Source organism: Paenibacillus sp. SRL342, from assembly GCF_984798905.1.
The window spans coordinates 3716221-3738374 of sequence record NZ_OZ481790.1; the positions used below are offsets into that span (position 1 = coordinate 3716221).

General features: G+C 44.6%; 13 protein-coding genes. 10 read left to right on the forward strand and 3 right to left on the reverse strand.

Annotation, left to right across the window (positions count from 1 at the left end; genetic code table 11):
- The first annotated feature begins 70 nt into the window (after positions 1–70).
- From AC4E8D_RS16320 to AC4E8D_RS16345, 6 genes are all read left to right on the forward strand, one after another.
- Positions 71–1810 (forward strand): sensor histidine kinase, encoded by a 1740-nt coding sequence (locus tag AC4E8D_RS16320; RefSeq protein WP_490204946.1) that lies wholly within the window; start codon positions 71–73, stop codon positions 1808–1810.
- The gene (locus AC4E8D_RS16325) at positions 1810–3420 is read left to right on the forward strand and encodes a response regulator (RefSeq protein WP_490204947.1); all 1611 of its coding nucleotides are present in this window, start codon (positions 1810–1812) and stop codon (positions 3418–3420) included. Before AC4E8D_RS16320 ends, AC4E8D_RS16325 begins: the two co-directional genes overlap by 1 nt.
- Positions 3421–3516: 96 nt before the next feature.
- Positions 3517–5748, forward strand: a complete 2232-nt coding sequence (locus tag AC4E8D_RS16330) for an FAD-dependent oxidoreductase (protein WP_490204948.1) — start codon at positions 3517–3519, stop codon at positions 5746–5748.
- Positions 5749–5765: 17 nt separating this feature from the next.
- On the forward strand, positions 5766–6974 hold the full coding sequence (locus AC4E8D_RS16335) for an SGNH/GDSL hydrolase family protein (protein ID WP_490204949.1): 1209 nt from the start codon (positions 5766–5768) through the stop codon (positions 6972–6974).
- Positions 6975–7247: 273 nt separating this feature from the next.
- A complete protein-coding gene (locus AC4E8D_RS16340) occupies positions 7248–12311 on the forward strand; it encodes a golvesin C-terminal-like domain-containing protein (protein WP_490204950.1) in 5064 nt (1687 codons plus the stop codon).
- A gap of 338 nt (positions 12312–12649) precedes the next feature.
- Positions 12650–13537, forward strand: coding sequence for a cation diffusion facilitator family transporter (locus AC4E8D_RS16345; RefSeq protein ID WP_221821269.1), 888 nt, complete (start codon positions 12650–12652; stop codon positions 13535–13537).
- A 128-nt stretch (positions 13538–13665) separates the two neighbouring features.
- On the opposite strand, the gene AC4E8D_RS16350 is transcribed toward AC4E8D_RS16345, so the two are convergent.
- The 3 genes from AC4E8D_RS16350 to AC4E8D_RS16360 all read right to left on the reverse strand — a co-directional run bounded on the left by AC4E8D_RS16350 (position 13666) and on the right by AC4E8D_RS16360 (position 16474).
- Positions 13666–14136 carry a ferritin family protein gene (locus tag AC4E8D_RS16350; RefSeq protein ID WP_221821271.1) on the reverse strand — a complete coding sequence of 157 codons (471 nt, stop codon included), beginning with the start codon at positions 14134–14136 and terminating at the stop codon, positions 13666–13668.
- Between the two features lie 106 nt (positions 14137–14242).
- Positions 14243–14683: a hypothetical protein gene (locus AC4E8D_RS16355; protein ID WP_339176722.1), complete on the reverse strand. Its 441-nt coding sequence runs from the start codon at positions 14681–14683 to the stop codon at positions 14243–14245.
- A 429-nt stretch (positions 14684–15112) separates the two neighbouring features.
- Positions 15113–16474 carry an alkaline phosphatase gene (locus tag AC4E8D_RS16360; protein ID WP_221821748.1) on the reverse strand — a complete coding sequence of 454 codons (1362 nt, stop codon included), beginning with the start codon at positions 16472–16474 and terminating at the stop codon, positions 15113–15115.
- A gap of 349 nt (positions 16475–16823) precedes the next feature.
- Between AC4E8D_RS16360 and AC4E8D_RS16365 the strand changes: the two genes are divergently transcribed.
- From AC4E8D_RS16365 to AC4E8D_RS16380, 4 genes are all read left to right on the forward strand, one after another.
- Positions 16824–18638: a glycoside hydrolase family 43 protein gene (locus tag AC4E8D_RS16365; RefSeq protein WP_221821274.1), complete on the forward strand. Its 1815-nt coding sequence runs from the start codon at positions 16824–16826 to the stop codon at positions 18636–18638.
- Positions 18639–18870: 232 nt separating this feature from the next.
- Complete coding sequence (locus AC4E8D_RS16370) at positions 18871–19185, forward strand: ArsR/SmtB family transcription factor (protein WP_036615511.1); 315 nt, start codon at positions 18871–18873, stop codon at positions 19183–19185.
- Complete coding sequence (locus AC4E8D_RS16375; RefSeq protein ID WP_339303903.1) at positions 19182–21650, forward strand: FAD-dependent oxidoreductase; 2469 nt, start codon at positions 19182–19184, stop codon at positions 21648–21650. Before AC4E8D_RS16370 ends, AC4E8D_RS16375 begins: the two co-directional genes overlap by 4 nt.
- A gap of 142 nt (positions 21651–21792) precedes the next feature.
- Positions 21793–22119, forward strand: coding sequence for an ArsR/SmtB family transcription factor (locus AC4E8D_RS16380; protein WP_221821278.1), 327 nt, complete (start codon positions 21793–21795; stop codon positions 22117–22119).
- The last annotated feature ends 35 nt before the right edge of the window (positions 22120–22154 follow it).

The window sequence follows — 22154 nt, forward strand, 5'->3', positions numbered from 1 at the left end:
ATTCGTAGCCCCTCTCTTTATTAGCATATGCTATTCTTAGTTTAAAACGGAACTAAAAGGAAGATGATCGATGCGAAGAAGAATCAGCTTGCCTTTAAAATTATTTTTTATCGTGTTTGCCTTTGTATTGGGGTGCATCATCTTGATAAGCCAATTGTCTTATCGCTATGTGCAAAAGGAAATAAGAACCAATGACATTTTTTACACCAATCAAATACTAGACAAGGTAGACCAGTATTTCACTGTTAATTTCTCCTCCTTCCAGACGATTCTCTTCTCAGTTGAAACATCAGTGAAAGCCAACATTAACAATACCGAAGTGATTAAAAAGCAATTAAGGGAGCTGTATGAACTCAACAGTATCTATGTCAGTAATATTTATTTGATCAAAAGCGATTTATCCATTCTGGGTGGAAGTACACCTACTCGAATATTTGATGAACCTTTATCTGAAAGAGCACCTTTATTTGATGCGGCTGACAAGAATAGAAGGACTACCTTTGTTAGTGAACCTTACAAATCGAAGTATTCCGGCTGGACCGTTACGATGGTTCGATATCTGAATGGTACTCCGTTTCCTATGGCCATTGCGGTTGATTTGGATCTAAATGCCATTGAAGAAACCTTGTTCAAGATTAATAAACAGGAACAAATGAATCTGGCTCTGATCACTGCGTCAGGTAAGATCATCGCCGGATTTTCTGAAAATAAGGGACCTCTGAATATTCAAGATCATTCTTTTTCGATCGGAGAGACGTCAGCGGAAGAAATTCTGGATACAACAGAAACAAACCTTCAACTGTATACCAACGACGGTATTCCGGTCTCCCTTTTGAAAAAACCAACGGAGAAATTCAACTGGACCATCATCTCGATCAACGATGAATCACGCTTAAAAGCAGCGTTGTCCAGATTGGAAACCTATTACCTCGAGCTTCTCGCTGCAGGTCTTATTTTAAGTTTGTTCATTTCTTTTTTGGTTGCCAAATATATAAGAAAACCACTCTATACGCTCAAAACAAAAATGAAGCAGGTAGAACAAGGTATCCTCACAACGACAATAACGATTAATCGAAACGATGAGTTTGGCGATCTTTCACGGGCATTCGATCGTATGCTTCAGCAGATTGTTGAACTTATTCGCCGAGCCGAGCATCATAATGAACTTGAGCGGAAGTTGGAAATCCAGGTGTTACAGTCTCAAATTAATCCACATTTTCTGTATAACACGCTTGGTTCAATCAGCAATGTGATACGTCTCGGACAAATAGAGAAAGTAGATGTGGTGATCGGGTCGCTCATTTCTTTATTGGAGTACGGGGTAGACGATGCTTCTGAGAAGGTTTCCCTACGCCAGGAATTACGCAATGTAGCGGACTATATCGAGATCCAGAACATCCGGTATAACCGAAACTTCCACTTGATTGAAGATATCGAAGCAGGACTGATGGATTTTCCAGTTTTCCGAATGCTGCTGCAGCCCCTTGTGGAGAATAGTATCTTCCATGGTTACAACGGAGGGGGAATTGAGGGGCCAATTACGATTCATACGTACAGGGAGGACAGTATCGTTATCATCGAAGTTGTTGATCAAGGAGAGGGAATTCCAGCTGATAAAATAAAACATATTTTAATCTCAGAACCGAGTGAAGAGGAAGTAAAAAGGAAAAGAATCGGACTGAATAATATTCATGGGCGAATAAGACTCCACTACGGAGATCAATTCGGGCTGGATATCATTAGCATACCTAAGGAAATAACCCGTATACGCGCTGTATTCCCGGCAGAATTGCCAAAAGGAGATGCATAATGGGGAGAGACTATACCTGCTTCATTGTTGACGATGAAGACCTGATCATTCAACGATTGGAATTGTTTTTTAATGAACTCTCTCATAGGGATCGACGATTTGTTCTGGTGGGCAAAGCGAATAATGGGCTGAATGGGATCGAGGAGATCATAAAACTTAAACCGGATATCGTCATATCCGATATTGTAATGCCGCGTATGGATGGCATCTCCATGATTGAGGAGCTCAAGGCAGAGCTTCCCCATACCCAATACATACTTCTGACCGCCTATTCATCCTTCGAATACGCTCAGCGGGCGATTCAAGCCAACGTATTGGAGTACATTGTAAAGGTTCCGCTGAGGGAAGCCGATTTGAATCGAGCGTTGGATAAGGCAGCCGGAATTTTAAATGAGTTTGAGAAAAAAGAAGCGGAATTTCACTCGTTAAACGTATCCGTGCTTGAAAATAAATACAGAGTCCGCAAGCAATTTTTTAACGAATTGATCCGAGGTGAAATTCCTTCTCATCGGGCATCGGATTTTGCCAATCGCATGCAGTTTCATTTCTTTCAATCCAACTATTGCTGCTTCATCGTTGAAATGAATACGTATGAAAGTTTCCGAAACGAATACGCGGCTGCAGATCAAAACATCTTGAAGTATGCGATAACAAATATCATCGAAGAAACGGTGATGAATGGTAGTAGTGGGGTAGCTGCGGATCTGTCGGATAATCGTTTTATTGGCTTTTTATCCTGGGAAAATAACCGCAGTGATATGGAAACGGAATATGCTTGCCTATCCTTGGGAGGGCAGATCATCTCTCATTTGCATCAATATTTAAATAAAAGAGTATCTGTCGCTTTTGGAAGTCCACACCGAGGCTGGGAATCGATCAAACAGGCGTACACGGAAGCTAAAAATGTGAGTGAGGATTTCTATTATCATACAGAAAAAGTTGTAAAAACACCGATGCATCGGTTCCAATACCATAATGACAAAAAAGCAGACGTTCAGCAGAAGCTTGCTGATTTTCTTATACGCCTGAAGAGGAAGATTTCCAAGGAAGAGCTGGACAATGCACTTGCCGATCTGTCGCAATTTGTTACGGACCATAAAATCCACAAGTCCATCATGGCGCCAATGATTAGAGATTTGTACAGAGACATTACCGTGAAATTTAAATCGGGGAATAAGATGGCCACGGAAGTTCCAGACTTCCCCATGGAATTCATGGCTTTTCAGGAGCAACTCGCCTATATTGGCGATTTCACATTCGAATACGTGCATGCGGGCCAACTGTTACATCGTGCAGAAATTATGAGTGCTATGCATTATATAGAGACAAACTTGAAACAACGTTTAACGTTGGAGGCAATTGCGGAGGAAGTGAATCTAGCACCATCGTATTTTAGTAGCTTATTCAAAAAAACAATGAACGAAGGCGTGATTAGCTACATTAATCGTAAAAAAATCCATCTCGCCCTCGAGTTGTTAAATGTCCGGGATTATTCTTTATTGGAATTGTGCGAGGAAGTAGGTATCGTCAATGAAGGGTACTTTTGCAAACTTTTTAAAGAATATACGGGGGATACACCTAAGCAATATCGGATAAAAATGACTCGGTAGGAATCCAAATAAGGATGCAAAAAATGTATGATTTTTTCGCGAAATCCTGTAAAAAAAAACGGACCAAAACCATTACCATGATAGGAGTAACTAATCATGGAGGTTATCAAAATGGAGCTTATGAAAGCAGATGTAACCGTCATAGGTGGAGGAATTGCCGGGATATGTGCTGCCATTGCTGCCGCACGCCAAGGGCTGCAGGTTTCACTTATTAATGATCGACCGGTTCTGGGGGGAAATGCGAGCAGCGAGGTCAGAGTTCACATTAACGGGTCTGCATATCTCGGAAACAGTCCATCCTATTATGCTCGCGAAGGCGGGTTGGTGGAAGAACTCAAACTGAAGATCTTTCATTATAATCCGTTATACAACAAAAAACTTATGCTTTCACTTTCGGATACGGTCTTGCTTGACATGGTGTATGATGAGCCCAACATTTCTCTATTTCTGAATACATGTGTGCATGAAACGGGCATGGAGAACGGCAGAATTCAATGGGTGGAGGGCCTTCAATTGGCTTCAGAGAGAAAATTTCGTTTTGAAAGCCCGACCTACATTGATTGCTCCGGCGATGGAATTGTTGGATATCAATCAGGTGCTCACTTCCGATGGGGAAGAGAGGCGAAGCATGAATACCAGGAAGAGCTCGCTCCAGAAGTGGCGGATCATTACACGATGGGTGATACGATTCTGTTTCAAGCCCGTGACGTAAACTATTCCGTTCCTTACACAAAGCCTGGCTTTGCGTATGATATTACGAAGCTGGAGTTTTTTGATAGTATCAGAAAAGGATTAAACCATCGGTCTTTTCCAAGGAAAATCAACGGGCTTGGCGGATTGTGGTGGCTGGAATACGGCGGACATATGGATATTATCAAGAATAATGAAGACATCGCATTGGAACTGCGGAAATTGGTGTACGGGATATGGGATTATATCAAAAATAGCGGTGAGTTTGATGATGTAGACAACCTCATCCTGGATTATGTATGCCCGATTCCGGGAAAGCGGGAGTCGAGACGGTTTATAGGGGAACACATGCTGTCTCAGAACGATCTTACAGCAAAGCCTCATTTCGAAGATGCGGTATCCGTCGGAGGCTGGTATATGGATCTGCATGCAAATAAAGGCATCTACGATGAGGGACCGGCCACAGCATGGAATTTTGTGCCGGGATTGTATAATATCCCTTTCCGCAGCTTGTTTTCACGTAATATTCCTAATCTTATGTTCGCTGGCCGCAATATAAGTGCTACCCATGTGGCTTTTGGATCTACAAGGGTGATGGCAACCTGCGGTTGTATGGGGCAGGCGGTAGGAACGGCTGCTGCGTTATGCGTAAAATACGATACAGACCCCGCGAACATAGTCAAAGCCCATATGGATGAGCTTCAGGCGCAACTGCTTCGCGACGGGCAAACGATTGTAGGCCTTCAAGAGCCGTTGGATCCATATTTCGCTGACGGATTAACGATTCGTGCCTCGTCTCAGCGAAGTTATGAACAACTTCATCCAACCGAAGAGATCTCCTTGGAGAAAGCGTTATGTTTGGTCTTGCCGATCCAGACATCCGTGGTTGAAAGCGTGCAGATCAAAATTAAAAATAGTTCCGAGCATTCGGAAACGTTGCATGTGAAGCTGTTTGGCGGGGATCGAAAGGAAAATTATATTCCCACCAGCGAGCTGAAAGGTTACAACTTGGCGATTTCATCGGGTCATGATGACTGGATTACACTGGACCTCAGCTGCAAGAAGCCAGCAGACGACAAAATCTACATCGTATTGGAAGGTACGGCGGGCCTTACTTTACACAGCAATGAGGAGAGAATGACTGGAGCGGTTAGCTTCCTTTATAGACCGGAAGAGCCATCCAGGCTAAAGAAGCTTAATCAGAGCATTTGCTTCAAGGATCTGGTTCCATCCCAGAATATATATAATCCTGCGAATGTCGTCAACGGCTTCTCCAGACCTTATGGTCTGCCGAACAGCTGGATTTCGGAACGTACAGAAGGACAGGAATGGTTGGAATTTGGTTTTGCAAGCCCCAAGAATCTGGATGAAATCCATCTTGTTTTCAATTCGCAGCTGAATTTGGAGCATTTCGACGATCCAATCGAACCACTGATCCAGGATTATGATGTGACCCTAACGTTAGAGGACGGAAGCGAGAGTGAAATTAAAGTCCGCGGGAATTATCTTTCGTTGAACAAACATCAGGTGCAAGCACAAGGTGTAACCCAAATCCGGTTTGATTTTTGTGCAACGTATGGTTCGCCTTATTATGAAGTGTTTGCTGTAAAATTTTTTGCTCCTAAAAACGCTAGGTGAGGGCGGGTGAAGTCACGATGAAGGAATTTTTCCCTCGAAGAGGGCTGCCTAATGTCATTCAAAAGTTGGAAAATGGAGAAACAGTAACCATTGTCTATTTTGGCGGCAGTAATACACGTTCGAAAGGATACAGGGTCATGACGGCGGATTGGCTGCGAGGGAAATATCCCCATGCCGATATCCGCGCTGTGAACGCAGGCATTGATGGGACAGGATCGGACCTCGGCTGTGCCCGTTTGGAGACAGATGTGCTGCGTCATCAGCCTGATCTCGTATTTGTTGAATTTGTTGGTAACGATGGCGGAGTTCCCGAATCCAAGGCGCGGATCGAAGGCATTGTCCGACAGATTCGCAAGCAGAGCAGGTTTACCGATATCCTGTTTGTATATACGATCAAGGAGCGGGATATGGATTTATTTCAATCTGGCGAATACCAGAAGGGCGCTCTTATGCAGGAGGAAGTCGCCGATTATTACGGTATTCCTTCGATTCATCTGGGCGTAGCGGTCAGTCGATTGGTTTCGGATGGAAAGCTTATTTTTACTTCAAGGGCAGACGTGTCCATCCCCGGAGCCGTTATTTTCACGCATGATTCGATCCATCCCACTATTCCCGAAGGACATCAGATCTACACAGATACCATCACCCGGTCGTTTGAGAAAATGAGTGAACTTCGAGATCACGTGGGAAAGGTCGAACATCACTTGCCGCAGGACCCCTTGGTCCCGGCCAATCCTTGGGAGTATGCAACCATGCTTCCACTGGATCGTCTTAGTCATTTTTCGGCAGGATGGTCTTACATGACTTCCGATGATTTTGCCTTAGTAAGCCAGTATGATTGGTTGTTCCCCGGTTTATGGCGAGCAGTTGATCCCGGAGAGACGGTCACAGTGGAGTTTGAGGGAACACACATCGGCTTATTTGATATCGGGGGGCCGGATTCTGGCCGATTGAAGGTGTCGGTGGATGGAGGGGAACCCTTCCTTGTTGATCGATTCACACCCTATAACGATCATAATCGAAATCAATATGTTTTCTTGCCGGAGCTACCAAATGGGAAACATACAGTTCACTTCGAGATCGATCACGAGAAAACTGACAAAGCGGCCGTGTTTGAGGCAAGTGGCAATAAACGAAGTATGGAACATATTCGGCAGCATCCAGCTTGGTATGATCAAACGGTCATTCAGCTTGGAAAGTTGTTATTGGTGCAGCCGCCATTATAATTGATTAGTCCTCATAGGACACTTGGAAAACCTATATTCTATCTGACTGCAACTGAGCAATCAATTAGGATGTAGGTTTCTTTTTTTACTTAAAATCGTATAAGAAATTCTTAAAATGAAAGAAATTTCACCGTGATGTAACATGCTAAGATAAAAACGACAGAGTGGGACTAGGCAGAAGGGGAAGGTTAAGTGCTTTTTTACAATCATTTGAGCAAAAGGCAACTCATTTTTTTGGAAGCGTTATCATTATGAGGAGAGGCTGTGAATTGTATGGTCAAAAGGAAGCTGTTTTTCTTCATCGTTTTCATGTTGACGATCGTAGTTCCTTTCAGCCTGATCGGTATAAGGGCCGCTTACGCGGAGACCTTACCTTATCAGACCATTATCATCGATGACGGGAGCATTAAGATTAATGATGTTGTGACACCTGATGCGGGTAACGAGAACAATGGATATTCGGCTCCAAATTGGACTACAAGCACAGGGGTGAAGGGGTATGATCTTTCCAGCACCAAATATACAAGTACAGCAGGCAGAACGATAACATGGAATCCACGCTTGGAAGCAGGAACGGCGAAAATATCGTTCTATAAGCTGGATTGGGCGGATAAGGCTGATAGCAATGTGAAAATCGAAATTGTTCATAATGGAACGACGGATGTAGTCTTTATGGATCTGAGACCCTCATCTGGCGCACCAACGGGATGGGTTGATTTGGGAGAGTACTATTTTTCCGGTGTTGGTGAAGAATTTGTTCAATTGACCCGGTCTACCGGCACCACAAACACGATCCTTACACGTGCGGATGCGGTCAAGTTCGAAGGGAATATAGGGCAGAAAGAGCCACATAAGACAATCATCATTGATGATGGAAGCCTCACGATTGATCATGTCGTCACGGTTGATTCAGGCAACGTCAGTAACGGGTTCTCCGCTCCTTATTGGACAACAAGTGCAGGAGTGAAGGGATACAATAATTCCAGTTCCAAATTTACAGACGCCGTAAATAGAAGCATCACATGGAATCCACGCCTGGAAGCAGGGACGGCGAGAATATCGTTCTATAAGCTGGATTGGGCGGATAAAGCAGATAGTAATGTGAAAATTGAGATTGTTCATAACGGGATTACAGATGTTAAGTTTATGGATCTTAGACCTTCGTCAGGTCCATCGGTTGGATGGGTGGATCTGGGGGAGTATGAGTTTAGTGGTGATGATAGCGAATTTGTCAGGCTGACTCGAACGCAGCCTTCCACGGGTACAATTATTACGCGGGCTGATGCAGTCAAGTTCGAGGGGAATATCCGTCAACAGGCACCACCGTTGCCCCCGCTAAGAAGCCGTACCTTAGCAAATCTTAGTTACACAGAGAAAGGCAGCATCGAAAATGCGAACTACAAAGCAACCTTCCATGAGGCAGTATGGGATGGAGGCAAATCCATCGTTCGTGACATGTTCTACAAAAACACGGAGACAGGGAACTGGGTTCCAATCAATAATGAATCGGAAAGACTTGAGGAACAATGGGTTTTATTGGACGGGAATGCGGGGAGCCGAACCAATTACTATGATACGATGAACAAACGCTGGATTACATTCGACGGGGTCCATTTTCCAGACAGCCAGACGGCGGTATTAACCGATTCTACGCATGGCAGTGATTACGATTTTGAAGTGAACTGGTCCATGGCAGGGGATAAACCAGATGTTTCTTTTGCCTTTACGCCTCGCCGCGACGGCAATTATGTGATCGGATATCAGTCCTTCACAACAGAGGCAGTCTCGGGCATCAATGAAGTGTTAAATGGATTCAGGTCACATGCCAAAATGGTAGGTACGGTGGAATCAACAAGTTTAAGAGAGCTGAGCGCTCCGATGAGCCTGGTTGAGAAAAATGATGGTACGGGAAGTCCATTGACGTATGGCGTATTTGTACCTTCGACAGAGCTTCCGGTTGAATTTGAACCGACGGGAGGCGTGACGAAACAACGGCTTGGCATGAGTCTTGTCAACAATGAAGGCAGTGTGCAGCCCATCCTTTACGCTCCTCAATTAGGGACTTATTCGCAAATGACCGCAGAAAACACGTATCAATTTCATATGGGGCTAATCGCTCAAAAAAGCAATCTGTATGAGTCCTACGCGGATATACTTCGCAATGAGTACGATTATTCGGCATACCGGGAAAATGTGTCAGATCAGTCGCTTACTGACGCGATGTTTAATATGATCGATTTGCTTAAGGTTGAGCCACAAGGGGACGATTCTGTTAATTATGTCCCATCCCCCAGCGGGTGGTGGAGCCGTGCCAAGGGTTTTATTGATATCGAAAACGAGGATAGCGTCCGAACAAGCTCAAATGCGGTTCTTTTGGGAGCTTATTATTTAACTGGGGATGACCAGTTATACGATACGAGAGCACTGCCGTCCGTCCAGTATGGCGTATCGCGAAATGGTATTGGTTGGTCGCCAACGCAGAAGAAAGTATACGGTGTGCCTTCCTTATGGAAAATGGCTACTCTGCCGTTTGATGTTTCAAGCGTAGCCGCTGTCAATCAGATGATGAGCACTTCGGCAGGAATTGGGGCGCTGGCACAGGAAGAGTACCTCGTACGTGATCCTGACCAGAAAGACCGTGGGCCTGTCATTCAGCCTCTGATGATGTATCGGATGACGGGAGATGCGCAGTATTTGCAAGCTGCGAAGGATGCAGCCGATAGTTATATCACGCAACATATCGATACGCCTGCATCTGTCGATGTGAGTAAAAATGAGTTCATTTATTATTATAGCAAGCTGTGGATGGAGATCTTGGAGCTATATGAGGAAACGCAGGATCCCAAATACTTGGATGCCGCCTATAAGGAAGCCAAACGGTATGCAACGATGTTTGTTGCTCGTCCAGTTCCTGAAGGTAACGTTACGATTCCTCAGCCGGAGACATATAATTACGCGGAGTCGTTCCATTGGCCGGAAAGTGGGAAATTTCAATATCCTAGGCTCAAGCTTCCAGAAGATATTGCCGGAGGCGTTCAAGCGGAGCGTTGGCTTGTTTCACCGAGCGGACTGACGTTTGAAGCAGGAAGTACCACCGGCTATTATCGGATGAATGCTCAGGAAGCTCCGTTCATGCTGAGATTGTCGCTTTATACAGGGGATGAACTGCTGCAGGATATTGCTCATAATGCGGTTATTGGACGATATTCCAGTTATCCAGGTTATTATTATAAAGGCTTCGCCGTTAGCCAACTTGAACCGGACTTTCCTCTGGAAGGCCCAAGCGGGGCTACATCCATCTATTATCACCATATCCCGGGGCAGCTCGGGCAAACGATGGATTATTTGATCAGCGAACAATCATTGAAATCGAACGGCAGTATTACGTTTCCTTCCGTATTTGAAACGAATTTTTTATGGTTCAAATATCACCTCTATGGGAATAAACCAGGTCAATTTTATGGTAACTCCGACGTTTGGCTATGGATGCCCAAGGGGATTATTAAGACCAATCATCCTCAATTAAACTGGATAACCGGTGAGAGCGGGGATAAATTCTACATCGGGTTAAGCAACGCATCTTCAGATGAAGTTCAGACTCCAATTGAATTAAATGAACAAATTATTGGGTTCAACCCGGCACAGGATTACACCGTAACGATCATCCGCGACAATGGTACACCAGAACAAGCAGTTATGAGTGGTGGAATCATTCAAGCCACGGTTTCAGGCAAGGGCATCACCGCGATCATTGTAGAGGGACTTGATATTGATGTACCGTTGCATCAGGTCAGAACGGCAGATACATCGGATGCAAGTTATTTCTTTGATACCCACAGTCCAATTGATGCGGTTAAAGGCATGCTGATCGTTAAGCCTGACGAAACGGTTTATGATGCTTATGTGCAGGCCAAAACGACGAAACCAGCGACAATCCATTATTCCCTGGATGGCGGGGCAACGTACACAACCGTGCCAGATACGATATACCCGATGGAATGGTCTATACGGGTGAATGATTTATCCCAAACTTTCACGTATTACGTGGAATCGGAGGGGAAACAGACCCGTAAGCGGACACTCTATCTGCCGGATCAGGTATCGGAAACTCCAGTTCAACCCGATGGGCAGGATAGTTCAACCATCATCGTGGATAATACGGAGGCGGAGACAGAAGGCGTCTGGATAAGGGATACGACGGCTAACGATTATTATTATGATAACTATGTGTATGCCAAATCTACGACCGGCACAGCGACAAGCAAAATGAGATGGCGGCCTGAGCTGCCGGAAAGTGTCACTTACAGTGTGTATTATAAGATTCCGCAAATCACGGCTGCGAGTGAAAATTGGGCAACAAATGTCTCATTTACCGTTTATCATAGCGGAGGCTCCGATACGGTGACAGTTGATGAGACAACAGCGAATGGTACTTGGGTGCACCTGGGGGATTATCCTTTTGCTGCAGGCGATAGCGGGTACGTGGAACTAACCAATAAGGCCAATAAGTCCAGAGTCGTTGCCGATGCAATCATGTGGGTGGACCCAAACAGGGTACCGCAATTGGAGTCTGCTGTGATCCTGTCCGATCGGAACGAACTGCAGATGACTCAAACCGCACAACTGAGCGTAACCGGTTATTTGGATAACGGTTTGGTCGGTGATCTTACACAGGCCGATGTGCAGTATTTCGTTGATCGTACGGATCTGGCCGAAGTGAATAGCAGTGGGGTGTTGACCCTTCTCGATCTCGATGGGGACACGGATCACATTGAGGTATGGGCTACGGTCACGATTGACGGTGTGACCTTAACCACACCGCCTTTGAACATCACGATCAGGGACCTAACGGTTATCGTGGACAGTACAGATACAACTGGGTTATACACGACAGAAGGGTCGTGGAGCCAAAGCAATTTAGCCGGATACAAAATTGGGGTTAAATCCCGCTATTCAACAGTTCAAGGTTCATCAGCAACGTGGAAAGGCCAGTTCCCAGAGGGGAAATATACGGTCTCGATCTACAAGCTCGTCCATACGACGGGAAACGATAATAATGTCAAAGTGGAAGTGAAACATAAAGCGGGTACCGAGGTCACCTATATCGATGCAACGGTCGGCTCATCAGGTTGGGTTAATCTAGGGACGTTCGACTTTACGGGTGACGGCAGCGAGTATGTCCGGTTAACCAGGGTTACGCCTACAACGGTAGACCCGCCAACACTTCCTGCGGATATGATCTATACGAGGGTTGACGCTGTTATGTTCGAACGACATTCCGAGGATTCGGAGCCGCTTGCCAATGAGGTGCCAGTTAAACCGACACTTTCTGAATAATGGCAGTGAATTATGAATGGAAGTGGAACAACGGTAAGTGACGTTATACAAATGATTGTAAAATAACGCTAAGAGCCGAGTGGATCAAAACGATCCATTCGGCTCTTTATGTCTAGGTGCAAGAAAGTGTGTTTACAAGGAAATGCAGTCGGCCGCCTTCCTCTTACCACCCATAAATCACTTAAGTTTGCCAAATCCAACTTTTTTGGATTCCCGTAAAAAAATTGCCGCTTTCAGATTATGTTTCGTCACACTCAAAACGTTTCTCTAGACCCACACAAATCATCAATGATACCATCATAAACGTGCTAGAATTGAAGATTGCAGGAGGATATCATGTGGATCAACTTAAATACGATAATCTAAAGCTGGGGGAGCGCGGAGCTATCATCAGCATTATCGCCTACATATGTTTGACCGTATTAAAACTGATTGTTGGCAATATGGCCGGATCAGAAGCGCTCAAGGCGGATGGATTAAACAATGCCACCGATATTGTGGCCTCAATAGCTGTACTGATCGGTTTGAAGCTTGCCCAACGCCCAGCCGACACAGATCATACATATGGTCACTGGAGAGCAGAGACCGTTGCGTCACTTGTTGCTTCTTTCATTATGATGGCAGTAGGTTTACAAGTACTGTTTCAAGCCATTGGTTCTGTGTTTCAGGGTAAACATGAATCTCCGGATATCATCGCTGGGTACACAGGCATTTTCTGCGCAGTTATCATGTATCTGGTCTATCGCTATAACAAGAGACTTGCTACTCGTATTAAAAGTCAGGCAGTCATGGCTGCAGCTCGAGATAATATCTCCGATGCCTGGGTGAGCACCGGTACGGTCATTGGGATCGTGGGTTCCCAGTTCGGCCTCCCATGGCTGGACCCTGTAACGGCTGTCATCGTAGGTTTTCTGATCTGCAAGACCGCTTGGGACATTTTCAAGGAAGCCACACATCATCTCACGGACGGTTTTGATGTTGAACTGATTCAGGAATACAAAAAAACGATTGCCGGAATTGACAGCGTAGAGACGGTTAAAGACGTGAGAGCTCGGAACTATGGCAATAACGTTGTAGTAGACGTTGTCATAACAGTTGATGCAGAGCTGGATCTTCAACAAGCACACGATATCTGTACAGATGTGGAGAATGAGTTGATGGAGGAGCATGACGTATACACCGTTCACGTTCATGTGGAACCTGATATGTTGGAAGAGTGCATTTAAACTCAGGATTATAAAAGAGAGACTCGGCAAAGCAAAAAAACCAGTGAGCTTTACTCATTCACTGGTTTTTTACTGCTTTCAATTGTTCATTTTTAAAAGAATACGCGCGTTATTCATCCCATACATGACTATCTCGGCAAATTGTAGGTAATCAGATTGTTATATTTATCCGCATGTTTCTGTTCGTCCAGGATGATTCCCCACACCGTATCCTTATAAATGCCATAAGGGAGACCAAACCATATTTTTCTATACTTTTCCACGGCGGCCAATTCACCATGAAACGCCTTTTGCAGTCCGGCAAGATAAGAGGTGACCGTCTCAACCGGCTCACTGCTTATGCCCGTAATCTCCTGACCTGTCAGATCCTTGTACATTTGGCGGAACATTTGATTATGTCCTCGTTCATCATTGCGGATGCTCGTGATGATGGCAGCCTGATTGGCATCGGGTGACAACTGAATCAGTGAATCATAGAACACCTCATCGTTTCGTTCTCCTTGCACAGCTGTTTTGATTAATTCAAGTGCTTCGGCTGATGATGTTGCCCATACCGGAGTAAAAGTGTACCTGTAACCATAAGGATATGCCACATACATTACGAATCCCTCCAAGACGAATATGAGTTAAGATATGCACGTATGCCCATCAGCGTTAACCCATATCATCTGTCCTGCCTTATTAGGGGAAAGCTTCAGTAAAACTTCACTTGGTATACCTCAATATTTTACTGTAACCATAAGCAAGAACAAATGGCAGGAGGTATGACAAAAAGGTCCAAAGGATGTTCCATCCATTAAAATAAATGACATGCCCCATCATTTTGGCAACCCATTCGATTAATGTCAGCGACAATGATGCAACAAGAATCGCCAACCATGGCTTGGCACCTTTGACGATAATGGCATACATCATCAAGCAGCCGGCAATCGGATAGATTCCAAGATCCATTGGGAGAGCAGCCAAGGATTGATTATGAGTATTCGGAAGAATATTCCAGAAGTAATTGAACCCGATATTGTTGATGCATGCTGATACAGCCACACCAAGTGGATAATATAGAATAAGGATTTTAAAGTTCCGACGCAGAATCCATACACCCAATATAATGGGAATGACCATACCGAGCAGAATGTTCCCTAACATGCTTTTCTCCTCCAAAGCTTGTTACTTCTATAGCTCACAATAAGTAGCATCACTCCGTTGTTTTCTCCTCCAGAAGACGATCGACCTTATCTGTGAGTGCATCCAATTTTTTGTCATAATGCTTGTACGTATAGAACCCAATGACTGCTTTGACTGCAAAAAAGAGCACCGCAGCAATGACAATGAGAATATAGTTGTGGGCAATCTGCCTTAACCAATCGTTAACTGCATTTATCGGATTTCTCTCCCTTCAATGCGAGCGTGTTTTGTATAAGGTAACCAACTCCATGGGATATAATGCATATTAGCAAATTCCGAACAGGCGTACGCCATACTCGAAGTGAATGGACAAGTTTCGGTCATGAAAATATGAAAAAAATCCCTTCTCTTCGGATGAAAGAAGAGAAGGGATGATCCTAAACTATTGAATTATTGGTGCTTGCTGAGAATATCAAATATGATCTTGGCATTATCTGTGTTGTCGATCAAACCGGCGAAGCGATGACTTGCCGGACCGTAGGCATAGACCGGAACATCTTCACCTGTATGTCCACCTGTTGTCCAGCCCGTAAATGAACGGTTATCAATAATCGCTTCAATGGCATTATCAATCTTTGTTACATCCGCACTTTTGGCCGCTTCTTTCACCCATTGAATCTCTTCCGGTTTCAACTCCAGTTTGAGATAACTTTTCAGTGTTTCTTCAACCGAAGCACCTTTTGCAATTTGTGCTGCCATGAAGTCAGGTGTGCGCAGTGCAGCTTTGATTGGATCTACGAAGAAGTTGTATTCTCCGTCTTTTCCAAGCGTAAGCCCGCCCGTGGAGTGGTCGGCAGTAGCTACGACAAGTGTTTCACCGTCTTTTTTGGCAAAATCAATAGCTGCCTGAAATGCTGCTGCGAAATCATCCATTTCACTCATAGCACCAACGATATCATTATCATGTCCTGCCCAGTCGATCTGGCTGCCTTCGACCATTAGAAAGAATCCTTTGTCATTCGAACTGAGACGATCAATCGCTGTATTGGTCATCTCAGCCAATGATGGAGTTGCAGCAGTACGATCAATCAACTTGTCCAGACCTCCGTCCGCAAACAGTCCAAGAACTTGTTGATTCTTATCAGCAAGGAGAGAGGAACGATCCGTCACATAGCTGAAACCGGCCTTCTGGAACTCCTTCGTCAGGTCACGACCCTCGCGTACAAAATTGGATTTCCCTCCACCAAGAAGTACATCCACCTTATGCTTGCCATTAATCAACTCATCATAATAATCGTCCGCAATTGCATCCATATTTTTTCGACTGATATCATGGGCACCAAATGCAGCTGGTGTGGCATGAGTGATCTCCGATGTAGCCACGAGTCCGGTGGCTTTGCCGTTTTCTTTGGCCTGCTCAAGTACGGTTTTGACTTCCTTCTGCTCAGGGTCAACCGCAATGGCCGCATTGTATGTTTTCACACCCGCCGACATAGCCGTTGCTGCGGAAGCGGAATCCGTCACATTTTGTTTATCATCATCCGGATAGGTCATTTGTGCCCCAACAAGATAAGGGTCAAATACGGTTTTGTCCATGCCCTTCGTTGAAGGATCATCTTTCATATAACGGTAGGCGGAAGTATAAGAGGTCCCCATGCCATCCCCAATGAGGAAGATGATGTTCTTGATTTGTTTTTTCTCCACACTTACAGCTTGAACCGCACTTGCTTGTCCTGCAGACAAGAGAGTAGAAGCCGATACAGCCAGAGTCAGCGCTACCGCTGGTAATACTCTTTTGGATAATTTCACAATGATTCCTCCTCGTAATATCTCAACAACAAAAATGAATGCATGAGTCTATATTCATTTGTTCATCATTAAGAAGATTAGCATTTATTTGTAAATGAAAACCAAGAATTTTGTATACCTGAGGTAAAATAAAGGCGATATTTTAATATTCTTTGCATGAGGAGTAAGCCAAACATCCCAATCAAAGTAAAATGATCCCGGCGAAAGATTCACATGATCTGTGCCATACCAAATCACAAAAATATACTCATTCCGCTGGTTTTGAAGTATGATACAACATATGTAGAACGCTTTCATTTTTATATTTACTGTTAGTATAAAATCAATTTCACTTTCAGGAGGCTCTTTACCATTGACCAAAACAACTCCAACTTATGATGGGTATCTCTTTGTACATTTTATTGGCGAACAACCAGACGGAGAGCAGGTTTATTTCTCCTATAGCGAGGATGGTCTTCACTGGAAGGATCTTAATGGCGGATCTCCTGTGCTGTTTTCCGACCTTGGAGAAAAGGGGGTACGGGACCCGTTTCTGGTTCGTTCAGTCAAGGAAAATAAATTTTATCTGATTGCTACGGATCTCCGCATCGCAAGCGGCAAAGGGTGGACTCATGCCGTTAATGCCGGGAGTCGTGACGTAATCATATGGGAATCCAGCAATCTCGTGAACTGGTCATCCCCATGGAACGTTACACTAGGTGTTGAGGGCGCTGGATGTGTCTGGGCACCGGAAGCTGTGTATGATGAAATGGCAGATGAGTTTCTTGTATTCTGGGCTTCTGCGACGCAGGAACCTCAGGAGCAAGAACAAAAACAAAAAATATACAGCGCTCGCACAAAAGACTTTCGTACGTTCTCCGCATCGGAAAAATACATTGAGCGGGATAATCATATTATTGATACAACGATTCTTCCAGCGGATGGCTCTTATTATCGATACTCCAAGGATGAAACAACCAAAAACATACGGGTAGAAAAAGGAGACTCTCTCGACAAAGGGGCGTTTGTTACACTTCAAGCTCCGGTACTGGAGGCTGTGGCAGGTGTGGAGGGACCTCAAATCTTTAAATTCAATGACCGGGAGGAATGGTGCCTGATTGTTGATCGATTTGCTGAAGGAAAGGGTTATCTTCCTCTGCTGACTACAGATCTAAGAAGTGGAGAATTCCGAATCGTCCCTGATGGTGAATTCGATATGGGAACGACTCAAAAGCGGCATGGAAGTGTCCTGCCAATCACAGCTGAGGAGTGCAGCCGGCTTCTCGCGGCTTTCGGGGATGGTCATCAAGTGCTCCCCGGACAATATGCCGATCCTGATATCGCACAGTTTGGGGATCGTTACTATATGTATCCCACAACAGATGGCTTCGAGGGGTGGTCGGGGACAAAGTTCAAAGTGTTTTCTTCTTCAGACCTGAAGCATTGGCAAGATGAAGGTGTTATCCTTGATCTGGGAACAGAGGATGTAGCTTGGGCAACCGGTAATGCCTGGGCACCGGCAATTGCCAGCCGAAACGGAAAGTTCTATTTTTATTTCTGTGGCAAAATGCTGAACGGCGAGAGTGCCATTGGCGTTGCTGTAGCAGATACACCGATTGGTCCATTCCTGGCCGAGTCACAGCCTTTAATCACAATGGAGCAGTTGAAACGTCTGGGCATCACCATGGGTCAGGCCATTGATCCCTCCATCTATGTCGAAGAGGATGGAAGAACGTATCTGCTATTTGGCAATGGACATGCTGCCATTGTGGAGCTTGGTGAAGACATGATAAGTGTCGTAGAGGACACAATGAGCAATCTGGCGGGCTTGCATGATTTTCGTGAGGCTGTAGCCGTGTTGAAGCAGGGTGGACTTTACCACTTTACGTGGTCCTGTGATGACACAGGCAGTGAAGACTATCATGTTAATTACGGTACGGCAGAGCAGCTATATGGTCCAATTACCTATCGATACCCAATCCTGAGCAAAAATGTGGAGAAGGGCATGCTGGGCACAGGTCATCACTGTATATTTAATGATTCTGAAACCGGTCAATACCAGATTGCCTATCACCGTTTTGTAACACCACTGTCCAGATTCTCCTCTGGAAAGGGGTATCACCGCGAAATATGTATGGACCCGCTTCTTTTTGGTAAGGACGGACTGATTCAGCCTGTTATACTCTAATATAAGACGTTCAGTTAAATCACTATTTTATGAAGATCTGATACAACATGATTGCCTGTCAGGTATCGCTTTTAGCGGTTTTGGCAGGCATTTTTATCATCCACCTGAATCAAATCAAAGCCGTAGGGTTGAGCGGGTATGAACTTATTGAACGCATTCACTCGAGAATACATTTGACATGAGAATCAATAAATCGTATTATTACGATATAACGATTTAGGAGGAATACCTTTTGAACACTCCCGCTTTTGACAGTAATAACATTAAACAGTTCGATGAACCTGCTAATCTGCTGAAAGCTTTATCTCACCCCATTCGTTTATGCATTGTGCGGGGACTGATGATGAAAAAAAAATGTAATGTTTCTTATATGCAGGAATGTCTGGATCTTCCCCAATCAACAGTCTCACAACACCTCCAGAAGCTTCGTAGTGCAGGTATTGTTGCTACGGAGCGGAATGGACTTGAAGTGAACTATGTGCTTGCCGATCAACGGGTTGAACAGATTATTAAAACTTTATTTGAAAAGGATGATTGTGAATCATGAGCAAAAAAGTACTTATTGTTGGCGGTGTAGCTGGAGGTGCTTCTGCAGCTGCACGTCTTCGCCGTCTGGATGAACATGCCGAGATTATTATCTTTGAGAAGGGACCCTATATCTCATTTGCCAATTGTGGCTTACCTTATTATATAGGTGGCACAATCGATGATCGAGAGCGTCTGCTGGTGCAGACGCCAAAAGGGATGGCAGATCGCTTTTGTATCGATGTGCGTACAAGAAGTGAGGTCGTAGCTATTGATTCGCAGCAGCGAGTGGTTAAGATACAATCCCAGGAGCGCGGTGCATATGAAGAAAGCTATGACGAGTTGATATTGTCACCAGGTGCAAAACCGATGATTCCCGATCTGCCGGGTAAGGACAATCCACTAATCTATACCGTACGAAGTATTCCTGATATTGATCGGATCAAAGAACAGGTAAGTTCTTCTAACAACCAGTCTTCGATCGTCATAGGTGGTGGATTTATAGGCGTAGAAATGGCTGAGAATTTAAAGGAAGCTGGTCTGGATGTAACGCTTATTGAGGGGAACGCACAAGTACTCACACCATATGATCCCGAGTTAGCAGCCGCATTGGCACAGGAAATGGAGAATCATGGTGTAAACCTGCTGTTTTCCAAGCGTGTTCAGGGATTCCATTCCCTAGAGCAGGGCATAGGGGTTGAACTTGCGGATGGTCACACGCTGACTGCTGACATGGTTATTCTTGCGATAGGCGTAACACCAGACACCTATTTTTTGAAAGATAGCGGCGTTTCGCTGGGTGCACGTGGACATATTATCGTAAATGAAGCCTTGGAAAGTAGTGTGCCACATATCTATGCTGTTGGGGATGCGATCGAAGTAACGGAAACCATTCATGGTACGAAGGCAACGATACCACTTGCCGGACCTGCCAACAAACAAGGTCGTATTGTTGCCGACCGTATCGCAGGGCTTCAATCTACCTACAAAGGAACACAAGGTACGTCCATTATCAAAGTATTTGGAATGACCGCAGCTACGACAGGCAGTAATGAAAAAACACTACAGCGTCTCGGCGTGGACTATCAAACCGTTATCGTACACCCTGCTTCTCATGCATCGTATTATCCGGGTTCAAGTGCGATTACTCTTAAACTGCTGTTTACTCCGGAAGGCAAAATTTTAGGCGCACAAGCAGTCGGTTATGATGGAGTGGATAAACGAATTGATGACATTGCTGTAGCCATTCATTTTGGAGGACATGTCCGGGATTTGACAGAGCTTGAACTGAGTTACGCGCCACCTTATTCTTCTGCCAAAGATCCCGTGAATATGGCTGGATATGCAGCAGAGAATATGATCACCGGACGTGTTCAGACGTTCACCTATAATCAACTGGCTGATCGTCAGCCGGGGCAGTCGATACTTCTGGATGTTCGCAGTGAAATCGAGCATCAAAATGGTCATATTCCAGATTCACTCTCTATTCCAGTTGATGAGCTTCGTCAACGTTTAGATGAATTAGACCCTTCCAAAGAAATCTGGCTATACTGTCAAGTCGGCTTACGTGGTTATACAGCTTCGCAAATTTTGCATCAGCATGGTTTTAGCGTAAAAAACCTGAGTGGTGGTTATAAAACATACCGACAAGCCCAATTTAAGCCTGCTCCATTTACTGCTACAACACAAGAGCAGCATGATCCTGTGATAGACGCGAACGAAAAGGAGTCTATTCCCACTGACTCAGTACAGCCGCAACGTATTGATCATGAGTTGAACGTATGCGGATTAAGTTGTCCTGGTCCCCTGATTCAGGTTAAGCAGAAAATGGATCAACTCTCAAACGGAGAAACCCTTCGTGTGAAAGCTTCCGATCCAGGCTTTTATGAAGATGTCAAAGCCTGGGCCACGATGTCGGGTTCCACAATCTTGCAGTTGGAAAGACTGAAAGGCGGTACGATTGAGTCTGTCATTGCTAAAAATACAGCACAACCCGTATCCGAATCCCCCATCAGTGATCCAGCCAGCACGATGGTTGTGTTCAGTGGCGATCTGGATAAAGCGATCGCTTCACTCATTATTGCAAATGGGGCCGCAGCCAGTGGACGGAAAGTAACCCTATTTTTCACGTTTTGGGGATTGAGCATTATTCGCAAGCAGCAGCCGCAGAAGTTATCCAAAACAATGATCGGCCGTATGTTTGATATGATGTTACCTCGTGGGAGCCAGAAGCTTGGCATGTCCAAAATGAATATGCTCGGAGCAGGCCCGAAGATGATCCGTGGTTTGATGAAAAAACATCATGTGCCTTCATTGGAAGAATTGATTGAGAGCGCAATTGCACAAGGAGTAGAGATCGTTGCCTGCCAAATGTCCATGGATTTAATGGGAATTCAGCGTGAAGAATTAATAGACCAAGTTAAAATTGGTGGTGTCGGTTACTATCTTGGACAAGCATCACAAGCCAATCATAATCTGTTTATTTAAAAAATATTCACAAACTCCAAAAATCGTTGATTCGAATTCGAACCAACGACTTTTGGAGTTAATCATCAAGTAAACATTGACTTCATTTTTTTGATATTATAATATAAGCATACACTTATATGTAGTTGAAGGAGGAAGTGCTATGGATTCTATGCAAGAGGTAGCGGATAAGCTTAAATTGCTGGGTGATAAAACACGCCTTACGATCCTTACACTCCTCAAAGAACGTGAATGGTGCGTGTGTGAATTTGTAGAGATTTTAGACATGTCACAACCTGGAATTAGTCAACATTTGCGCAAGCTGAAGGATCAAGGCTTGGTTAAAGAAAATAAACGTGGTCAGTGGGTATACTACTCTTTAAATGTAGAGAATACACCATATATTACATCTGTCCTGGATTTGATGCCGGATACAGCAACTATTCTTAAATCGTTAAATAAAGAAAACTTTACTTCAGAGTGTAATTAATTTTTGATCATTATATAAGTATATCATTATATACA